Origin of the sequence: Bradyrhizobium sp. NBAIM14 (assembly GCF_020193895.1) — a bacterium.
GTDB classification, from domain to species: Bacteria; Pseudomonadota; Alphaproteobacteria; order Rhizobiales; family Xanthobacteraceae; genus Bradyrhizobium; species Bradyrhizobium yuanmingense.
The window spans coordinates 71,751-91,383 of record NZ_JADYVQ010000002.1 but is presented as its reverse complement, the minus strand read 5'-3'; the positions used below and the strand labels follow the sequence as shown (position 1 = coordinate 91,383).

Genomic DNA, 19,633 nt, shown 5'->3' with positions numbered 1-19,633 from the left:
CCAAGAGGAGAAAGCCCTCACCCGGCGCTTCGCGTCGACCTCTCCCGCAAGCGGGAGAGGTTGCACCGAGCCCGTGGCAATCGATTCAACCTAAGGTCATTCCGCCTAGCCACCACTACGGCTGCGGCGGATAGCGCTCGAAGGTCGGCAATTCATGCGCATGCTCCATCCAGCGCAGGCGCTCGGCGACCTGGATCTGCATCGTGGCAGGCACGGCCTCGGGATCGTCGTAGGTCGCGCTCTGGATGTCGATGACCCCCGGCAGCATGCTGGCATTGACGTAGAACAGTCCGGTTCCGCACGCGCTGCAAAAGTGCCGCCGCCCGTGTTCCGAGGAGCGGTAAACCTTCGATTCGCCCTTGGTCACCTTGACCGCGCCGTCCGGGTACATCGTCCAGCCGACGACCGGAGCCCCGGCGTGTAGCCGGCAATCGCGGCAGTGGCAAAGCGCGTGCACGATCGCCTCGCCTTCGACCTCGTAACGGATTGCACCGCAGTGACAGCCGCCCGTGATTTTGCTCATGCGTTCCTCCGATCGAAGATAACTTCAGATCGATAGCTCTCGAGCGTTTTGGCTTCAACAATGCAACCAATTCGAGATTGCGTCCTACTGTCGCTGACAGCTGCTGCCATTTCCGACGAGCGCGACCAGGCTAAGTTCGCGCCCGTGTGCGCTCGATCCGCATCAGCCGTTGCTTCACCGTCCGCGCGATCGCAGCCGGCGCCTCCTCGGGGATCGCAAAGCACGAGCTCGCGTTGATCTCGCAGAGCACGTAGGTGTCTGCGCCGGCCGCATCTTTCGGCCCGTACAGGAAGTCCGCATCCCAGATCACCGGCAATGACGACTCATCGATGCCGAGCGTTGCCATCATCTGCGGCGTCCATTCGTCCTCCATCGCTCCTCGCAGCGCCTGGAATGGCGGAGCATCAGGCCCGTGCATGATCCGCGGCCCGGGCTGCGCCTCAGGCGCCTCCGGTCCCTCCGGCGGCGGCGGGATCAGCGCCTTGATCTTCTGGTGTCCGAAGCCTGCGACTTTGGCGCCGCTCATGTAGCAGCGGATCATGCCGTCGGGCAGGCGCGGTTGAAACGCCTGGTCGATGATGCAGCCGCCCCAACCGAAATAGCGCTCGCACCGTGCGAGCAGCGCATCGATCGGCATGTCCTCCGGCGTGCTGCCGCGCTGCGCATGCAGCACGCGAACCATGCCTTCGGTATCGGGCAGGGCCTCAACCTTCCAGACCCCTTGGCCGCCATTGCCGCGGTTCTGCTTCAGCACGCGCGGGCCGCTGGCACGAAGGCGCGCCGGAAACTGGCTGCGGAAGCTTATGGCGGTGTCATAGCGGTGCGTGTCGGCGCCCCAGCCCAGATGCCGTGTCCGGTAGAGCACCTCCTTGACGCCCATCTTCAGAATGATGTCCGGATGCGCGCTCACCCATGGCCCTTGCGCCGCGACGTCGCGCAGCAGGGCGTCGAGCTCGGCGCGGGTCTTGCCCTGGTGGATCGGATCGACCCAGACCAGCACGCCGTCGGCTGCAAGCAATTGGTCGCGGACCGCGCCCGCAAAGCTCTCGTCATAGATCACTGGGAAGGCGTCGATGCCCGCGGCGGCGAGCGCTTCGAAGACGCGGACGAAGCGGCTGTTCTGCGCCGTCGCCTCGCGCCGCGCGACAATGTCGCCGCGCGAGAGGATGGAGATGGTTCGGAGGGGAGAGGAGTGACGTTCGGTGTCCATGCGCAAGCTCCACGGAATTGCGTGCTGCGCAGAGCTTGGACCTGGGTCTCACGGGGAGTCTGCATCGTCCCCACGCGGACCATTTTACGTGAGATGGCCTTCAAGTTTCAAGAGTGGTCCCGCATAGTCACCCTGAGGCAGCCTACTCATGCCGCCAGATTCTCACTGCCGAAATGACCAGGATCACAGCCAATCCCGGCAGAAGAATCGAATTCGGGACGACGCCCAGAAGCAGGCCGCCTATGAATGTGCCGGTGATGGACCCGATGGCCATCGCAAGCATGAACTGCCAATTCGCGCGGAGCACCGAAAAGCTCTGGTCGCGACTATAGCGCGCAAATCCCACCAGCATGGTCGGCAGGCTCACCGCGAGTGAGAGACTGCCTGCCAGCTTCACGTCCGCGCCGAACAACAGGATGAGGGTGGGGATCAGGAATTCCCCTCCGGCAACGCCGAGCAACGATGCCACGATCCCGATCGCAAAGCCCGCTGCTATGCCCCCGACGATCAGGCTCGCGCCTGTCAGCGCCGGTGGGGTTGCCGCCTCGTTGCCATGTGCGAACAGAAGCATGCCGGCGATCAGGAGCAGCAGGACGGCAATGATCCTGTAGAGCGTCCCGGACTCCAGACGCGTCGCCCAGGATGCCCCCGCATAGGCGCCGACGAGGCTGCCCGCCAGCAGGTTCAGGATGATCGGCCAATGGGCATGTATCTCCGCGAACGGAACGGCGCGTGCGCGAAACGGCAGTGCGCTCGCCACCACGATCAGGCTCGTCGCCTTGTTCAGAATCACGGCCTCGAGGCCGCGAAATCCGAACAGGCTGATGAGCAGGGGCAGCCGAAATTCTGCACCGCCGAGACCAATCAAGCCGCCCAGAGTGCCGATGATTGTGCCCGAGCCGAACGCGGCAGGATTGTTTCGCATGGACACGGAAAGATGCGCCAAAGACAACACCCGCGACGGACGGCTCCGTGCGGGTGTGATCAACTCTCGATGATGCCAGTATGCCCCTGTTTTGCCCGACGAGTCAAAGGTACGCACGCGTCCCCGGCGGTATCGTTGCGGTCGGCGGAAGAGCGTAATGATTTCAACGCCCCGCTACTGTGCATGGGGTTGTTTTCGCACTTTGTTGGCGGCCGCGCTCACCGCCGGCTGCGCGGTGCCTCGGCCTTGGCCGGCGGCTCGGTCTGCGGGGCGCAGGTCGCAGCCTGGAGCGAGCCTTGCGCCTGCTGCATCAAGCCGGGCTCGGGCGCGAGCGCCTTCATCAGGATCAGGCCGGTCGTGGTCGGGGAATCGATGATCAGGCGGTCGGCCGCGGTGACCTCTTCGTCCTCCGGCAGCTCGCTATGCTGCGCTTCCGTCATCAGGTCGAGCTCGATCACCTTGCGGCCCGCGGAGCGGTCGTTGATGGCGTAATAGGCGATCTCGTTGCGGGTGTAGAACGACACCGAGGTGTAGGCCTGGCTCACCGGCACGGTGAGCTTGATCGGCCCGCCAGACAGATCATAACGACAGATCGCCAGCGCGAAGGCCGGATCCATGAACGGCATCGGCGAATTGTTGGGATCGGCGAGGGGAAGCTGGGTGACGGCGTTCACCCTGGTCATCGGCGTCAGCCGCGAATAGGCATCCTGTGTGGCAATCCGCGGCAGCGCCAGCACGCTGACGAGATGGACCACGAGGCCCAGCACCACGCCGGCGACGACGGTGAAGACGAGCCGGATCATGAGCAGCCCACCGTGGTGATGCTCGGCATCGGCGCATCGCGCTGGGTGCGCGTTCCAACGCCGACCGGCGTGTCGTAGAGACGCAGCATTAAGGCGTAGCGCTCGATGCCGCCGGTCGGCAGCCAATTGCCGGCGCGCGAGCGCGAGGCGATCCGGATCTCGAACGAGCCGTCGGAGGAGCGCACGATCTCCTGGCTGGTGAAGCCGTAGCGCTGCAGCGAATTGGCGACGAGATGGCCCTTGCGGTCGTAGAGCGTCAGCGTCCAGAACCGCGCCGGCGGCGTCACGCCGGAGACGACCACGTCGCAGCGGCCGTCGAGCGCCTTCTTCCTGTCGTCGGTGGTGGCGGTGAAGGCGACACCGTCGCCGGTGCCGATCGGCAGCTCGCCGTTGCGGACGATGGTGGCGCGCGAATAGGGATCGACGTCGGCGGTGCCGGTGCGCGGCCGTGCGGTCCAGGGGCCGATGGTCAGCGCGCCGATCTCGGTGCCGCGCGTCGTGGTCATCCACGTCGCGCCGACGCCGACGACCGTCGCGAGAAGAAGCGCCGTCAATGTGGTCAGGATCAGCCGCACTTGCTTTCGATCAGTTCTTGCGCGGGGCAGAGGTGTTGGCGTTGTCTTCCGCATAGTTCTGCGGGAAGGCGAGCGCGCTCGTCGACGAGGACGGCCTGGCCGGCTTGCTGTCATTCGCCGTCGATTTGTTCGCGGCCTTTGCCGCATCATCCAGCAGCTTCTCGACCCGCACCAGGATGTCCGCGCCGCGCTTGGTCAGCACCGGCGGCGGACCGGGCTTGGTCTCCAGCACCTTCGGCGCTGCGTTGGCCTGCGCGTTGCTCACATGCTGCGGCGGCAGCTTCTGGCCCATGCCGATGCCGGGAATCTCCCGGACCTCCACGCCCTGATGCGCCACGAGCATGATGTCGTGCCAGGTCTGCGCCGGCAGCGAGCCGCCGGTCATGCGGTTGGTCGGCGAGTAATCGTCGTTGCCGTACCACACCGCGCAAGTGAAATTGCCGGTGAAGCCGACGAACCAGGCGTCGCGATAGGCATTGGTCGTGCCGGTCTTGCCCGCGGTCGGAATGCCGTCCAGCGCGGCGCGCCGTGCGGTGCCTTCGCTGACGACGTGGCTCATCATGCCGGACATGTCGGCGGCGACGGAAGCGGGGATCGCCTGCCGCGGCTTCGGGCCGTCGCGGTCCCAGCGCCAGACCAGGTCGCCCGCGCCGGTGCGCACTTCCAGCACCGCATGCGGCGTCACCGCCTTGCCGCGATTGGGGAAGGTCGCGTATGCGACAGCGTGCTCGAGCACGTTGACCTCGTCCGAGCCGATCGGCAGCGACGGCGTGTCGGGCAGCGGCGCCTTGATGCCGAAGCGGCGCGCGACCTCGACGATCTTGGCGCGGCCGACCTTGGCGGGGTTCTGCGTCTTGGGCTCGTTCTTCCGGCCGATCTCGATCGACAGCTTCACCGGCACGACGTTGATCGAACGGGTGATCGCCTGCGTCAGCGTCACCGAGCCGGAATAGGAATGGCCATAATTCTGCGGGCACCAATTGCCGATGCAGACCGGGCCGTCGACCACGATCGAGTTGGGCGTGTAGCCGTTCAGCAGCGCGGTGGTGTAGACGTAGGGCTTGAACGAGGAGCCGGGCTGGCGATAGGCGTCGGTGGCGCGGTTGAACTGGCTGGCGCCGTAGTCGCGGCCGCCGACCATCGCGCGGATGCCGCCGTCGAGATCGGCGACGACGGTCGCGGCCTGCGTCGCGTGATAGTCGCGGCCGAACTGGCGCAGCTGGTTCTCGACAGCGTCTTCGGCCGCCTTCTGCACGTTGGCATCGATCGCGGTGCGCACCACGAAGACGCGCTCGGTGTAGGACTTCGGGAAGGTATCGACCAGCTTGCGCATCTCGTCGAAGGCGTAGTCGAGATAATAGTTCGGCGAGGCCTCGTCGCGGCGGTCGACCGCGAAGGCGGGGTTGCGGCGGGCGCCGAACACCTGGCCCTCGGTCATGAAGCCGGCATCGACGAGGTTGTCCAGCACGACGTTGGCGCGCGCGCGGGCGGCGGGCAGGTTGATGTGCGGGGCGTACTTGGTCGGCGCCTTGAACAGGCCGGCGAGCATCGCCGCTTCCGCCAGCGTCACGTCGCGCGCGGACTTGTTGAAGTAGAAATGCGCCGCGCCGTCGACGCCGAAGGTGCCGCCGCCCATATAGGCGCGGTCGAGATAGAGCTTGAGGATCTCGTTCTTGGTCAGGCGCCATTCCAGCCAGATCGCGAGGAAGGCCTCGTTGACCTTGCGCTCGATGGTGCGCTCGTTGCTCAGGAACAGGTTCTTGGCGAGCTGCTGGGTGATCGAGGAGCCGCCCTGGCGCACGCCGCCGGCTTGCGCGTTGGTGACGAGCGCGCGCGCAGTGCCGGCGATGTCGATGCCGAAATGCTCGTAGAAGCGGCGGTCCTCGGTCGCCAGCGTCGCCTTGATCAGCACGTCCGGAAAGTCTTCCAGCGGAATGGAGTCGTTGTGCTTGATGCCGCGGCTGCCGATCGGGTTGCCGTAGCGGTCGAGGAAGCTCACCGCGAGGTCGGACTTCTTCAGCCAGTCCTCGTCCGCGGTCTCGCGGAAGGCCGGAATGGCGAGGGCGAGCATCACGACAAGGCCGCCAAGCCCGAGGGTTGCGGCCTCCGAGAATGGCTCGATGAACACCCAGCGCTTCCACCGCCCGACATAGAAGCGGTCCATGAAGGTCGAGTAGCGCTCGTAGAGCTCGCGGATGCCCTTGGCCGAGGAGAACAGCGAGGAGTCGATGCGCGCATCGAGATCCAGGAAGAAATTCCGGATCCTCTGCTTCCAATGCGGTGGTATGATCTGGCGCACCTAGAACCCTTGCGGCTTGCTTCGAAAGCGTTCAAGCACCCGGCCGGGGCGGCATCGAGACGTCTTGCGGGTATGTTGCGGCAAACCCAAGGCGCCCGGCCAGCATCCGAGGGACTTGCTGTTCCTTCTAGCCGAGCGGGGCTCATAAACCAATGGCCACGCTCGCTATTTTGAACAACAGGCCTAATTGACCCCCGGTTCATTACGGGCCTCAAAGGGGCCTCGCTTGCACCATTGCCGCCGCGCGCCCTAGATGGCGTTGCCGTAGCTCTTTCGAACTGTTGTTGAGGCGCATGACCGCAGCTCCCAAACGATCTCAAGGCCAGGAAGGATTCTTCTGGAAAACCAAGACGTTGGAACAGATGTCGGAGCGCGAGTGGGAAAGCCTGTGCGACGGCTGCGGCCGCTGCTGCCTGAACAAGCTCGAAGACGAGGATACCGGGCAGATCTACTTCACCCATATCGGCTGCAAGCTGCTCGACGGGACGAGCTGCGCCTGCAAGGACTATCCGAATCGTTCCGACAAGGTTCCGGACTGCGTCCGCCTGACCCCGGCCAATGTCCGCACCCTGAACTGGCTGCCGCCGAGCTGCGGCTACAAGCTCGTCGCCGAAGGGCGCGACCTCTATTGGTGGCATCCGCTGGTTTCGGGTGACCCCAACACCGTGCACGAAGCCGGCGTCTCCGTGCGCGGGCGCGTGGAGGGCAGCGAGGAGGAGGTCCCGGACGAGGAGCTCGAGGACCACATCGTGCAATGGCCGGCGACCTTGCCGAAGCGGGCGCGTCTGAAGAAGCGACCTTGAACAGCTGTGCGCAGCGGTCGCATGCAGATGCGCTTCACATTCAGGGGTTGAGGTGCTAAGCTGGTTGTAGATTCTGCTATGGCTATATTCAGGTTGTTTTGAATTGCTGAAGGTACCCTAGGATTTTTGGGGGCCCCATGATTACCGATCCGGTTCACCCGATACCGACCGACGACGAGAACAAGCCGCTGAAACCAACCACTGCGCTCTGCCTTTCCGGCGGAGGATATCGCGCGATGGTGTTTCATGTCGGCGTCCTGTGGCGCCTATATGAAACAGGACTGCTGAAGAACGTCAGGCGCATATCGAGCGTTTCCGGCGGGTCGATCACTGCCGGCATGTTGGCGCTGGCGTGGCCGGGCCTCAGCTTCACACCCGACAGCGTCGACAGCGATTTCATTCCGAAATTCGTCGCGCCGTTGCGCGCCTTCGCCGGCATCACAATCGACGCCGAGTCGGTCATCCTGGGCGCACTGTTACCAGGCAGCATCGGCGACCGGATTGCCGAGGCGTATGACGATCACCTGTTTCGCGGCAAGACTCTGCAGGATATGCCTGACGAGCCGCGCTTCGTGATCAATGCGACGAACGTGCAGTCAGGCGCGCTCTGGCGCTTCATGAAGCCCTATATGCGCGACTACCGCGTCGGCGAGGTGAAGAATCCAGAAATTCTGCTGGCGCAAGCCGTGGCGGCGTCCTCCGCTTTTCCTCCGGTCCTCTCTCCCTTCGAATTGCGCCTCAAGGACAGCGATTTCGTGCCCGGTACCGGGCTCGACCTGCAGCGGCCTCCATTTACAACGCGCGTCGTTCTCAGCGATGGCGGCGTCTACGACAATCTCGGCCTCGAGACCGCATGGAAGCGCCACCAGACCGTTCTGGTCAGCGACGCCGGCGGCAAGATCGAGGCTGAGGAGGAGCCGGAGACGGACTGGCCGCGGCATTCCTACCGGATCCTCAATCTGATCGACAATCAGGTGCGTTCGCTGCGCAAGCGCCAGGTCATCGACTCCTTCAAATCGGGAACGCGCAAGGGCGCCTATTGGGGCATCCGCACCGACATCGCGAATTACGGGCTGGCCGATGCTCTGCCGTGTCCTTTCGAGCGTACATTGCAACTTGCGGAAGTGCCGACACGTCTGAAGCGGTTGGACGCGACGACGCAGGAAAGACTGATCAACTGGGGCTACGCCGTGTGTGATGCAGCCCTGCGCAAGCATCTCGCGGCGGTCGGGCCGCCGCCCGCCTTTCCCTATCCGCAGTCTGGTGTCTGAGGAAGACGACAATGGCGGACGACAAGGGGCGTAAGCGGCGTGCAAAACCGCAAAGCGGCACACCCAAGAGCCGCGGGCCGACTTGGCCGGTCTCGGCCGACGGAAGACCCAAGCAGTTCTCTGTTCCGCCCGAAGTGGTCGAACATATCCTCCTGGGTCCCCGCGACGACAGGCGCGTGCTGCAGGACTCGCCGCTGCTCGGCGATGTCTGGGCGGCTTACGCTCTCGATCCGGGCATCGCTCAGGACGTTCTGATTACGCCGCACAAGAATGCGACCGCGGTGAGCGTGGCCCGTACCATCGCAAGCGCGCTGAAAGTGCCGGTCGAATCTGCGCCGCCTGGCCGGCCTCCAACAAAGGCCAAGGTCGCCTATTTGCAGGGGCTCGTCGGTGCGCGGCTCTATTTCGACCAAGTGCTGCGCATCCTGGTGCCGCGGACACAATGGTGGCGCGAGCCGAAGGTGGCCGAAAGGATCGAAGGCGTGGATGCCGGCGATAATCAGGGGACGATCAAAAAGTTGCTCCAGCAAGGGCCGAAGAGATCCAACGCGCTGCGCGAACGCACATTGGACAATGCCACGTCGCTCCAAAGGTATATCGCGCTCGCCGGATTGATTTACTGGATTTGCAAGCTGGAACGTCCCGTCGGTTGGGACGAACCACTGGAGCCACTGACCTTTGAGCAGGCATTGGAACGATACCGGGACTATGCTGACGAGATTCTCTCCGGCATGTTCGCACTTTATGAAGTAGTCAAAGCGGACGAGAATGCTCGGCAGCAGAACGACGGCGTCGATACCAGGAGCGAGCCGGCGGAAGAGAGACCAACTTGTATTTTCCAGGTATCGCTCAACCGATCGGCCGTTCCCGCGCTCGATCGGTCGGTGCCAGCGGTCAAGGCCGACGCTGCGAGGTCGCTGTTCAACGTCCAGTGCAAGAACATCGTTTGGGCAGTTCTTGATTCCGGTATTCAAAACAATCACGACGCGTTCATGACGTCCGGCGAGAAGCCGACGTCGCGTGTCAGGAAAATCTTCGACTTCACGAATATTCGCGAGATCGTTAGCAGTGAGACGGGTGACGTCGATGCTCAAACCCGCGAAAAGCTGATCCGAACGTCCGGGCTCGCTGGAGCCGAGGTGGACGTCAATCTAGAGAAGATTGCCGAAGACTTCGAGAAGGAGCGCCCCATCAACTGGGCGACCGTCGAAAGGCTAATCACGGTCAAGAGGCCGGATCCAAACGACAAGTCTGAAAAGCTGCCCAGTTCGCACGGGACCCACGTTGCCGGAATCATCGGAGCGGACCAGAAGGACGGCAAATACGCTGGCGGCATGTGCCCGGACATCGGACTGTACGATTTCCGCGTGCTGGGTGCGAGCCTGGAGGAGACCGAGTTCGCCGTTATCGCTGCCATGCAGTACATCCGTTACGTCAACGAGCGGCACAACTACATCATGATTCACGGCGCGAATCTCAGCCTCTCAATTCCCCATAACGTGCGCAATTTTGCATGTGGGCGGACGCCGATTTGCAACGAATGCGAGCGTTTGGTCGAAAGCGGAGTGGTGGTCGTGGCCGCAGCGGGTAATCGCGGCTTTCAGAAATTCGAAACGAAGGACGGTCCGTTCGAAAATTACGCCGCCTTCAGTATTACCGATCCAGGAAACGCCGAGGGCGTCATCACGGTTGGATCGACCCACGGGAATTGGCCGCATACATACGGAATCAGCTTCTTCTCGAGCCGCGGTCCAACTGGCGATGGCCGCGCGAAGCCGGATCTCGTCGCGCCCGGTGAGCGAATTCTATCGACCGTTCCGAATGATGATTGGGCTCCGGAATCGGGCACCAGCATGGCGGCTCCCATGGTCAGTGGAGCCGCGGCGATGCTGCTCGCCCGATACGAAGAGCTGATCGGGCAGCCGCGTCGGGTCAAACGCATCCTGTGCGAGAGCGCGACGGATCTTGGCCGCGAGCGCAGCTTTCAGGGGCACGGCATGCTCGACGTGTTGCGGGCTCTTCAATCGATCTGAGGAGGAATGCGATGCATTTTAGCCTTGACGTCTTGCGTGCCCGCAAGGGCGATTGCCTGATCCTTCATTTCGGAACAGCTGACGATCCGCATCTGATGCTGATCGATGGAGGACCTGCCAAGGTCTATAAGCCACATCTGGCGCCGAGAATCGCGCAGATTCACCGTTCGCGCGAATTGGAGCCGAATGATCCCTTGCCGATAGACGTTGTGATGATCAGTCATATCGACGACGATCACATCAGGGGCATTCTCGAACTAACGGCGGATCAGCTGGGCAACAGTCCCGATCTCCGTCTCAAGGTCGCCAGCCTGTGGCACAACAGCTTTGACGATCTGCTTACGACTGCGCCTGAAGAACTGTTGTCCGGATTTGGGCCGGCGTCATTCGAGGCAGGCACTGCGCGCAGGCCGGATTTTGACGCAATTGAGCCCGACGAAGAATTCGACGAGGAAGAGGTGCATCAGACGGTGGATGTTCTCGCCGGCATTTCGCAAGGCCGTCAATTGCGTGATGATCGCGAAGTGTTGCAACGGCGCTCGCCAGCGCGTCGGCAATGGAAACTGAACCACAAATTCGACGGCGAGCTGATCGTCGCAACCGAGGATACGGAAGCGGTGACGTTGGATGGCGGTCTCAAGATGACCGTGGCAGGACCGATGCAGCCGGAATTGCTGGCCCTTCAGGAGGCCCATGACAAATGGCTGAGGGAGCAAAAGCAGGGGAAGAAAAACCCGGAAGCAATGCTGGCGGCATTCGTCGACAAGTCGGTGCCCAATCTCTCCAGCATCGTCGTTCTGGCTGAAATGGGCGGCAAGAGCATGCTGCTGACCGGCGACGCGCGCGGGGACAAGATTTTGGAAGGAATGGAGCTGGCGGGGCTCTTGGACGCGGACAAGAAGAAGGAGAACTGGAAACGGCATGTCCACGTCCTGAAAGTTCCTCACCACGGCAGCGACAACAATATGGAGACGATCTTCTTCGAACGTCTGCCTGCCGATCACTACGTCTTCTCAGGCGATGGCGAGCACGGTAACCCCGAACGAGCGACCCTGGAAATGCTGCTGAAAGCACGGGGCGTCGACGCCGAATACACAATCCACCTGACCTACCCGATTGACGAGATCGATATCGAGCGCCAAGCCGACTGGGAAAAGGAGCAGGCGAAGGAAAAGGCGCGCAAGAAGAAGAATCCGGCAACCAAGAAGCCGGTTCGAGAAAATTGGTCGCCGGAAAAGCACAGCCTCGGCGCTCTGTTCCGGAGCAATCCCAAGTTCGGCAAGAAAGTGGTCATCGTTGATCCCGGCAAACCGCATCTGATCAACTTGCTGGACCCCATTGAGCTTTAGTGGGCTTGGGGGCGCTCAGGCCCCAAGTAGTACCTCATACGGCGCCGCTCCGCCTGTCGATCACGGAGCCGCGAGGATGCGTCGGCGGGATGCACCCATGCGTCGCGGTGCCTGCCTGGGAAGAAATTTCCCCTCTACATTGGGCTGCATAGTACGAATCCTTCGCGGTATTGCACCGCGTCACGACGCCCGATCGAGATGAACAAGTTCGACCGGCAGAGCGATTCTGCCGACATCCAGGCCTTGCCCGACGACATTGCCGAAGAGCTGTCCCGCCTGCCGAGCGAGGTCATCAGCGTCGACGACGCGCCCTCGATCGCCCCGCCGGTGCCGCTGAGCTCCGACGAGGTCCGCACCATCGTCATCAGCCTGATGCTGACGATGTTCCTGGCCGCGCTCGACCAGACCATCGTGGCGACGGCGCTGCCGACCATCGGACGCCAGTTCCAGGACGTCTCCAATCTGTCCTGGGTGATCACCGCCTATCTGCTCGCCTCGACTGCGGTTGCGCCGGTGTTCGGCACGCTCAGCGACATCTACGGCCGCCGCGTCATGATCATCATCTCGCTCAGCCTGTTCGTCGCGGGCTCGGTGCTGTGCGCGATCGCGCCGAACATGCCGATGCTGATCCTGGCACGCGGGCTTCAGGGCCTCGGCGGCGGCGGCATCATGCCGGTGGTGCAGACCGTGATCTCCGACGTGGTGAGCCCGCGCGAGCGCGGGCAGTACCAGGCCTATTTCTCGAGCGTCTGGATGGTCGGCGGCATCCTCGGCCCGGTCATCGGCGGCGTGTTCGCGGAGCATCTGCACTGGTCGATGATCTTCTGGATCAACCTGCCGCTTGCGGCCGCAGCACTCGCATTGCTGCTGCCGAAGATGAAGAAGATCCCGGTGTTCCACCGCAAGCGCAAGGTCGACTGGCTCGGCGGCCTCTTGCTGATGGCGTCCGCCGTGGTCTTCATGCTGGTGCTGACCTGGGGCGGGACGCGCTATGCTTGGCTTTCGCCGACGGTGCTGGCGATGGTGGGCGGTGCCGTCGCGCTCGCGGTGACCTTCGTGTGGCACGCCCGGCGGGCCGACGAGCCGTTCTTGCCGCTGCCCTTGTTGACGGGATCGGTGGCGCCGTTCGCGCTGACCGCGGGCGGCTGCGGCCTCGGGGCGATCACCGGCCTGACCGTGCAGCTGCCGCTCTATTACGAGCAGGTCTATCATCTCACCGCCAGCGAGGCGGGGCTTGCGCTGATCCCGCTCGCGGCGGTCTCGACCGTCGGCGCGGCCGTCGCCGGCCGCACCATGGCTCGGGCCAAGCACTACAAGCGCGTCGCCATCATTGGCACGTCATGGGCCGCGCTGTGCGGTCTCGTTCTCACGGTCACCACCTTGCCGCTCTGGGGCCTGCTGCTGCTGATGGCCGCGTTCGCGCTGGGACTCGGCACGACTTTTCCGGTGTGCGTGGTCTCGCTGCAGAATTCGGTGGCGCGTCCGCAAGTCGGCACCATCACCGGCGCGATGAACTTCTTCCGCTCGCTGATGTCCTCGTTCACGGTGGCGGCCTTCGCCGCGATCCTGCTCATCGCGCTCGGCACCGACGTCCCGCTCGCCGGCGAGCATCACGCCGCGGGCGCCGTCGCGATACCCGCCGACGACATGCGGCACGCCTTCCGCTACGTGTTCGGCGCCGCCACCGCGCTGATGACGATCGCTGCGCTGTGCCTGATCGCGATGGAGGAGCGGCCGCTGGCCGGACCGTCGGCCAAGCAGCCCGTGGAGATGGCCGAGTAGGCTAGCCGCCTCGATCGGCGTAAGGCTCGTTTGCGACATTGCCCTCGGCGGCCTTTCGCGCCGCCGCTGCAAGATGGGTCTTGAGCTGCGCCAGCGCGTCGGGGGACCAATCATGGACATCGGTGACGGCGACCCAGGCATCGACGTAATGTTCGGGCGCATAGACATGGCCAAAGCCCATCGGCGTATTAGTCGCGACCGCCATGTCGAGGGCGAGCTGCAGCATCGTCACGACTGGATACCATCGCAGCTCCGGTGACACATCCGGCCCGCGCGGCGCCGTCATCCAGTCAGGGGGCCGATAGGCGTCGTGATAGGCGAAGAAGGTGATCGCGTCGCTCGCATATTGCAGATAGACGACGCGCATCGGACCCCAGGGCGCATCTGCCGGCACCGACGGTCCATTCTGGTTCATGAAGCGCACGAAGCGGCCGTCGCGGAATTCCGGCAGCCAGGCCGGCGTGCCCGGATTGCGGTTTGCCGTGATCGAGCGCCAGATGCGACTTTCGAACGGCGCGCCGCTCAAAAGTGCCCCCGCAATCGGATCGCCGATCATCTCAAACAGCTCTGCGGATTTTTCCGAGTTCATCGCGCCGAGGCTCAGTCCGTGCAGGTACAGCTTCGGCCGCCGGTTCTTCGGCAGCGTCGTCCAGTAGCCGTAAATTTCCGAAAACAGGGCGCGCGCCGCTTCTGCACCGGATTTGGGCTGAAACAGCAGCGTCAGCGGACTGTTGAGATAGGAATACTGCATCGCGACACTGGCGACGTCGCCATGGTGGAGATATTCGACGGTGTCCATCGCGGCAGGGTCGATCCAGCCGGTTCCGGTCGGCGTAACGACGATGAGTGTGTCGCGTTCAAACCCGTGCTGCCGCTTGAGCTCGTCGAGCGCAAGCCGGGCGCGCGCTTGCGCCGTCTCGGCGCCGCCAAGGCCGACATAGACCCGCACGGGCTCCAGCGCGGGCCTTCCTGTAATGGCGCTGATCTCCGTTGCGGTCGGCCCCGAGGCAATAAATCTGCGCCCCATGCGTCCAAGCTGCGTCCACTTCACCAGCGAGGCGGCACTTCCCGTTCGTTCGGGCGCGGTCGGCTGCGGCCGCTCGGGCTCGAGCAAGGCGTCGACTTCGCGAAAGGACACATCGAGCGCGTTGAACGCCGTGCGGATCAGGACATTGCTGGCGATTGACCAAAACAACAGGCCCGCGGCGAGCACGCCGATGACGTTCGCGATCCTCCGCGGAATGACGCGCCTCGCACGCGCGGCGATGAGGCGCACGGCAAGCGCGAACAGCCGCGCCAGCACCAGCAGCACGACGAACGTCATCACGGCGATGGCGCAGACCTTGAGCGGATGGGCGGTCTCGACTGGCGCCATCTTCATCACGGTGCGGATCGAGTTCTGCCATCCGGCCGCCCGCCACAGAAAAACAATGACGACGAGCAGGCAGGCGGCCGCCACCAGCGCGTTTGCGGTCGATCTCAGGCGCGCCGGCGGCTCGGGCAATTCCAGATAGTGCCACAGCCAGCGCCAGACGTTGCCGGCGAGATAGCCGATCCCGAAGCAGGCGCCGGCGATGGCGCCCTGCGTGAGATAGCTCCGCGGGATCAGCGTCGGCGTCAGCGCGGCTGCGAAGAACAGGGCACCGAGCATGAGGCCGACGCCGGAGAACGACAGCAATTGCCGCCGAATGAGCCACGCCAGTTTGCCGAAAGCACCCACCGCGCGATTCAACCTCAGCTATTGCCTGACAGACCACTCTTGCGCGGCAGCACGATCGTGAATTCAGTAAACTTGCCCGGCTCGGTCGCGACGTCGATCGTGCCGCCGTGCTGCTTCACGACGATGTCGTGGGTCATCGACAGCCCGAGGCCGGTGCCTTCGCCGGCTGGCTTGGTGGTGAAGAACGGATTGAACATTTTCTCCTTCACATCGTCGGCAATGCCGGTGCCGTTGTCGCGGATCGTGATCTCGACGTCATCGCCGCGATCGCGCGTCGCGGCGGTCACAATCGGCTCGTAACCGGCGGCACCGTCGGCCTTGCGCCTGATGACCGCGTGGAAGCCGTTCGAGATCAGGTTCAGGAGCACGCGGGTGATTTCCTGCGGAAACACTTCGGCCTGTCCGGCCGCTGGATCGAGCGCGCGCTTCAGCGTCACGTGGAATCCGGGCTTCTCGGCGCGTGCGCCGTGATAGGCGAGATTCAGGCTCTCCTCGACCAATGCATTGATGTCGCTCAGCCCATGCTCGCCGCCGCCTTCGCGCGAATGCAGCAGCATGTTCTTGACGATGGAATCGGCGCGGCGGCCGTGCTGCACGATCTTGCCGAGGTTGTCCTGCAGAAGCCCCGTCAGCTCGTCGACCTCGCCGCGGACGTTCTCGGGGAGCGGGACTGGCGCGAGCACCCCGTTCAGCTCCTCGGTCAGCTCGGCAGACAGCGAGGCGAAATTGTTGACGAAGTTGAGCGGGTTCTTGATCTCGTGCGCGATGCCGGCCGTGAGCTGGCCCAGTGACGCCAGCTTCTCGGTCTGGATCAGGCGGTCCTGCGCGGCGCGGAGATCATCGAGCGATCTGGCGAGCTCGCTGGTGCGGTCCTGAACCTCGTTGAACAGGCGCGTGTTCTCGACCGCGATCACGGCCTGGTCGGCAAAGGTCTTGAGCAGGTTGATGGCTTTGTCCGGAAAATAACCGGGCTCCCGCCGCGTGACGGCGATGGTGCCGATCGCAAGGCCATCGCGCAGCATCGGCACCACGAGGATGCTGCGATAACCGCGTGTTCGCGCCAGCTCCTTCATGGCCTCGGTAAGATCAGGCTCGTTCTGCATGTCGCTGCGGAAGGCATACTCGCCGCTGCTCGCCACCCGGCTGTGAATGCCCGATGAGGACAGCGGCGTCGGAAATGAGTTCAGCAGATCCGCATTGCCGGCCTCATTGTCGGTCGTGAAGGCGGCCAGATGCAGCATGCCGTCGACGACGCGGGTGACGGTGGAGGAGTGCGCTCCGATCAGCGCCTTGGCGCTGTCGGAAATGGCCTGGAACACCGGCGTGACATCGGACGGTGAAGCCGCGATCACCTTGAGAATGTCGGCAGTCGCAGTCTGACGTTCCAGTGCTTCCTTGGTCGCGTTGAACAGGCTGACATTCTTGATCGCGATCACGGCCTGGTCGGCGAAGGTCTGCAGCAGGCGCACATGATGCTCGGCGAAGTTGCCGGTCGCGCGTCGCGTCGCGATGATGATGCCGATGGCTTCGCCTTCGCTCATCAGAGGCGCGAACAGCATGCTGCGATAGCCGCGGGCCCGCGCGATGTCGCGCGCGGCCGGCTCGACCTCGGTGTCGGGCAATTGCGCCGCGGTACCATTGGCCACGAGCTGATAGGGCGGGAATTGTGCGAACGGCACCGGGAACGAGGCCTGGAGCACGCGGTCGCCCGCGGGATCCGTCGGGGTGAATGCCGCAAGGTGCACGGCGCCGTCGACATAACGCAGCACCGCGGTGGAGAAGCCGCCGATCAGCCGGTTGGCGTTGGTGGCGATGGCCTCGAATACCGGCTGCACGTCGGACGGGGAGGCCGCCATCACCTTCAGGATATCGGCCGTCGCGGTCTGGCGTTCCAGCGCCTCCTTCGTCTCGTTGAACAGGCGCGCGTTCTCAATCGCGATCACGGCCTGGTCGGCGAAGGTCTGCAGCAGCTGGACGAGGTCGGGCGCGAATGATCCTGGCTCGGCGCGGGTGACGCTGATCATGCCGACCGGCGCGCCCCGGTTCATCAGCGGCATGAATAGCACACTGCGGAAGCCGCGCAGCCGCGCCAGCTCCCGGTTCAGTTCAGGGACGTCGGCCGCCTCGCTGTCGGGAAACTGGATCGTCTGGCCCTCCCGCACGAGGCCAAAAGTCGGGAAGTCCGCGATCTTGCGCGGGAACGACGCCTTGAGCCCCGCGTCCGCCTCCGGATTGGTCGGCGTGAACGCCACGAGGTGAAGCTCGTCGCCGATGAACTGAAGCACGGTGGCGGAGAAGCCGCCGAGCAGGCGCTTTGCGCTGGCGGCGACCGCCGTAAAGACCGGCCGCGCATCGGACGGCGAGGCCGCGATGGTACGCAGGATCTCGGCGCTGGCGCTCTGGCGATCCCGAGCCGTCGCAAGCTCGGCCCGCAGCTGCGCAATCTCGGCGGTGGCCGACCGCAATCGGCGCTCGAGTTCCTCGATTTCCTGCAAAACGGTCGTCATTCCCGGTCCAGCTTGATGCCGCGGCGTGCGCGGCACCGGGCCGGATTATCACAACTTCTGCGGCCGGAGCCAGCGGCTCGCAGCCGTGCCCGCACCGGCTCCGCTCACGTGCCGGGCCGCGACACCTCGGTCTCCTTGGCTGTGATGAACTCCAGCAGCACCGGCACGCCTTCCCTCGTCTTCGCGATGCCGCGCTTGATCGCGGGCACGATGTCCTCCGGCCGCGTCACCCGCTCTCCGTAGCCGCCGAAGGCGCGGGCCATCGCGGCGTAGTCGCCGGAAATGTCGGTCGAGCGATATTTTTCGGTCGAGATCGGCATCACCTTCAGCTCGATCGCCATCGAGAAATTGTTGAGCAGGATCGACATGATCGGGATGCGCTCGCGCACCGCGGTCTCGAAATCCATGCCGGTGAAGCCGATCGCAGCATCGCCCCAGACGTTGATGCAGAGCTTGTCGGGCTTTGCCAGCTTGGCGCCCATCGCAAGACCGAGGCCGTAACCAAGCTGCGTGGTTTTGCCCCAGCCGAGATAGGTGAGGGGCTCGACCGATCGCCAGAACGGCGAGAGCTGGTCGCGCGGGCTGCCGGCATCGTGGGTGATGATCGTATTCGCGATGTCCACGGTGTGCTGGAGATCCCACAGCACGCGATAGGGGCTGAGCGGCGCGTCATTGCTGGTCAGCTTCGGCATCCATTTCGCCAGCCATTCCTTGTGCGAGGCTGCGATCTCGGCCGCGACGGCGGATGCATCGCGATCCGCGGTGACGGTCTTGCCGATCTCCTCCAGCAGCGCGTCGAGCACGAGGCCGGCATCGCCGACCAGGCCGATCTTCGCTTCGACGTCCTTGTTGAGATGATTGGGATCGAGCGTCGAATGAATGATGGTCTTTCCCTTCGGCATCGCGATGCCGAAATTGGTCTCGGTGAAGGAGCAGCCGATGCCGAAAATGACGTCGGCCTCGGCCAGAAATTTCGGCACCGCGCGCGGCACTGCAAGGCCGCCGGAGCCGAGCGACAGCGGATGCGTCTCCGGAAACGATGATTTGCCACCCAAGCTGGTGGTGACGGGGATCGCCAATCGCTCGGCGAGCCGTTTCAGCTGCGGCCAGGCCTGCGCGTAATGCACGCCCTGGCCGGCATAGATCACCGGCCGTTTTGCGTTCACCAGCAGGCTGGCGGCTTCCTTGACGTGAACGGGGTCGGCGCCGTAGCGGGTGCGCAACACCGGCGTATAGTTCAGTGGCTCCGACACCTCCTCGTTCCACATGTCCGAGGGGATCTCGACGATGACGGGCCCGCCGCGGCCGTTCTTCAGCTTGGTGAAGGCGCGGCGGAAGATGTTGACGACTTCGCTCGCGAGGATAATCGGCTCGGACGATTTCGCGAACGGCTTCATCGTCTCGCTGGAATTGAAGTTCGGCTCGATATGCGCCAGCCTGCGCTGATAGCCCATCGGCAGCACCAGCACGGGAACGGATTCGCCGAAGCACTGCGCCACGCCGCCCATCGCATTCTCCGCGCCCGGCCCGTGCTGCATGCAGAAGGCGCCGATGCTGCGCCCCGACGTCACCCGCGAGATGGCGTCCGCCATGTGGATGCCGACGCGCTCCTGCCGCACCATCACCGGCCGGATCTCGGCCTTGGCCGCGTGCTCGATCAGATGATTGACCGGATAGCCGCAGAGGATCTCGATCCCCTCGCGCCTCATGATTTCCGCAATGGCGGTGCCGAGCTTCATGGCGTCTCTCTCTCCCTGGCAAGGCCGGTTGATCCGGCTTGTTGGGAGGAGAGGATCAGGAATTTCCGGAAGCGTAAAGCGCGGGCGGCGAGCG

General features: G+C 64.1%; 14 protein-coding genes. 5 read left to right on the top strand and 9 right to left on the bottom strand.

Annotation, left to right across the window (positions count from 1 at the left end; all coding sequences use genetic code 11):
* Nucleotides 1-115 precede the first annotated feature (115 nt).
* From I6F28_RS06190 to I6F28_RS06165, 6 genes are all read right to left on the bottom strand, one after another.
* Nucleotides 116-523, bottom strand: a complete 408-nt coding sequence (locus tag I6F28_RS06190) for a GFA family protein (RefSeq protein ID WP_225139485.1) — start codon at nucleotides 521-523, stop codon at nucleotides 116-118.
* Between the two features lie 130 nt (nucleotides 524-653).
* Nucleotides 654-1,733 carry a Cj0069 family protein gene (locus tag I6F28_RS06185; protein WP_225139484.1) on the bottom strand — a complete coding sequence of 360 codons (1,080 nt, stop codon included), beginning with the start codon at nucleotides 1,731-1,733 and terminating at the stop codon, nucleotides 654-656.
* A 142-nt stretch (nucleotides 1,734-1,875) separates the two neighbouring features.
* Nucleotides 1,876-2,658: a sulfite exporter TauE/SafE family protein gene (locus tag I6F28_RS06180; protein ID WP_225139716.1), complete on the bottom strand. Its 783-nt coding sequence runs from the start codon at nucleotides 2,656-2,658 to the stop codon at nucleotides 1,876-1,878.
* A 218-nt stretch (nucleotides 2,659-2,876) separates the two neighbouring features.
* Nucleotides 2,877-3,461, bottom strand: a complete 585-nt coding sequence (locus tag I6F28_RS06175) for a DUF1254 domain-containing protein (RefSeq protein ID WP_036005846.1) — start codon at nucleotides 3,459-3,461, stop codon at nucleotides 2,877-2,879.
* Nucleotides 3,458-4,036: a DUF1214 domain-containing protein gene (locus tag I6F28_RS06170; RefSeq protein ID WP_036005844.1), complete on the bottom strand. Its 579-nt coding sequence runs from the start codon at nucleotides 4,034-4,036 to the stop codon at nucleotides 3,458-3,460. The genes I6F28_RS06175 and I6F28_RS06170 overlap by 4 nt, the downstream gene beginning before the upstream one ends.
* Before the next feature lie 10 nt (nucleotides 4,037-4,046).
* Entirely contained in the window at nucleotides 4,047-6,335 is a 2,289-nt protein-coding gene (locus I6F28_RS06165) for a transglycosylase domain-containing protein (RefSeq protein ID WP_036005842.1), read from the bottom strand.
* A gap of 293 nt (nucleotides 6,336-6,628) precedes the next feature.
* Here I6F28_RS06165 and I6F28_RS06160 point away from each other — a divergent pair, with 293 nt between their 5' ends.
* The 5 genes from I6F28_RS06160 to I6F28_RS06140 all read left to right on the top strand — a co-directional run bounded on the left by I6F28_RS06160 (nucleotide 6,629) and on the right by I6F28_RS06140 (nucleotide 13,573).
* Nucleotides 6,629-7,138 carry a YcgN family cysteine cluster protein gene (locus tag I6F28_RS06160; RefSeq protein WP_036042979.1) on the top strand — a complete coding sequence of 170 codons (510 nt, stop codon included), beginning with the start codon at nucleotides 6,629-6,631 and terminating at the stop codon, nucleotides 7,136-7,138.
* Nucleotides 7,139-7,275: 137 nt separating this feature from the next.
* Nucleotides 7,276-8,409 carry a patatin-like phospholipase family protein gene (locus I6F28_RS06155; protein ID WP_109144373.1) on the top strand — a complete coding sequence of 378 codons (1,134 nt, stop codon included), beginning with the start codon at nucleotides 7,276-7,278 and terminating at the stop codon, nucleotides 8,407-8,409.
* Nucleotides 8,410-8,420: 11 nt separating this feature from the next.
* Nucleotides 8,421-10,442 (top strand): S8 family peptidase, encoded by a 2,022-nt coding sequence (locus I6F28_RS06150; RefSeq protein ID WP_225139483.1) that lies wholly within the window; start codon nucleotides 8,421-8,423, stop codon nucleotides 10,440-10,442.
* Between the two features lie 11 nt (nucleotides 10,443-10,453).
* Entirely contained in the window at nucleotides 10,454-11,791 is a 1,338-nt protein-coding gene (locus tag I6F28_RS06145; RefSeq protein WP_225139482.1) for a ComEC/Rec2 family competence protein, read from the top strand.
* Nucleotides 11,792-11,989: 198 nt separating this feature from the next.
* Nucleotides 11,990-13,573, top strand: coding sequence for an MDR family MFS transporter (locus I6F28_RS06140; protein ID WP_225139481.1), 1,584 nt, complete (start codon nucleotides 11,990-11,992; stop codon nucleotides 13,571-13,573).
* Nucleotide 13,574: 1 nt separating this feature from the next.
* Here the strand turns inward: I6F28_RS06140 and I6F28_RS06135 are convergent, their stop codons facing one another.
* The 3 genes from I6F28_RS06135 to I6F28_RS06125 all read right to left on the bottom strand — a co-directional run bounded on the left by I6F28_RS06135 (nucleotide 13,575) and on the right by I6F28_RS06125 (nucleotide 19,572).
* A complete protein-coding gene (locus tag I6F28_RS06135; protein WP_225139715.1) occupies nucleotides 13,575-15,224 on the bottom strand; it encodes an alpha/beta hydrolase in 1,650 nt (549 codons plus the stop codon).
* Nucleotides 15,225-15,307: 83 nt separating this feature from the next.
* Nucleotides 15,308-17,800, bottom strand: coding sequence for a GAF domain-containing sensor histidine kinase (locus tag I6F28_RS06130; protein WP_225139480.1), 2,493 nt, complete (start codon nucleotides 17,798-17,800; stop codon nucleotides 15,308-15,310).
* Between the two features lie 104 nt (nucleotides 17,801-17,904).
* Complete coding sequence (locus I6F28_RS06125; protein WP_225139714.1) at nucleotides 17,905-19,572, bottom strand: thiamine pyrophosphate-requiring protein; 1,668 nt, start codon at nucleotides 19,570-19,572, stop codon at nucleotides 17,905-17,907.
* Between the last annotated feature and the right edge of the window lie 61 nt (nucleotides 19,573-19,633).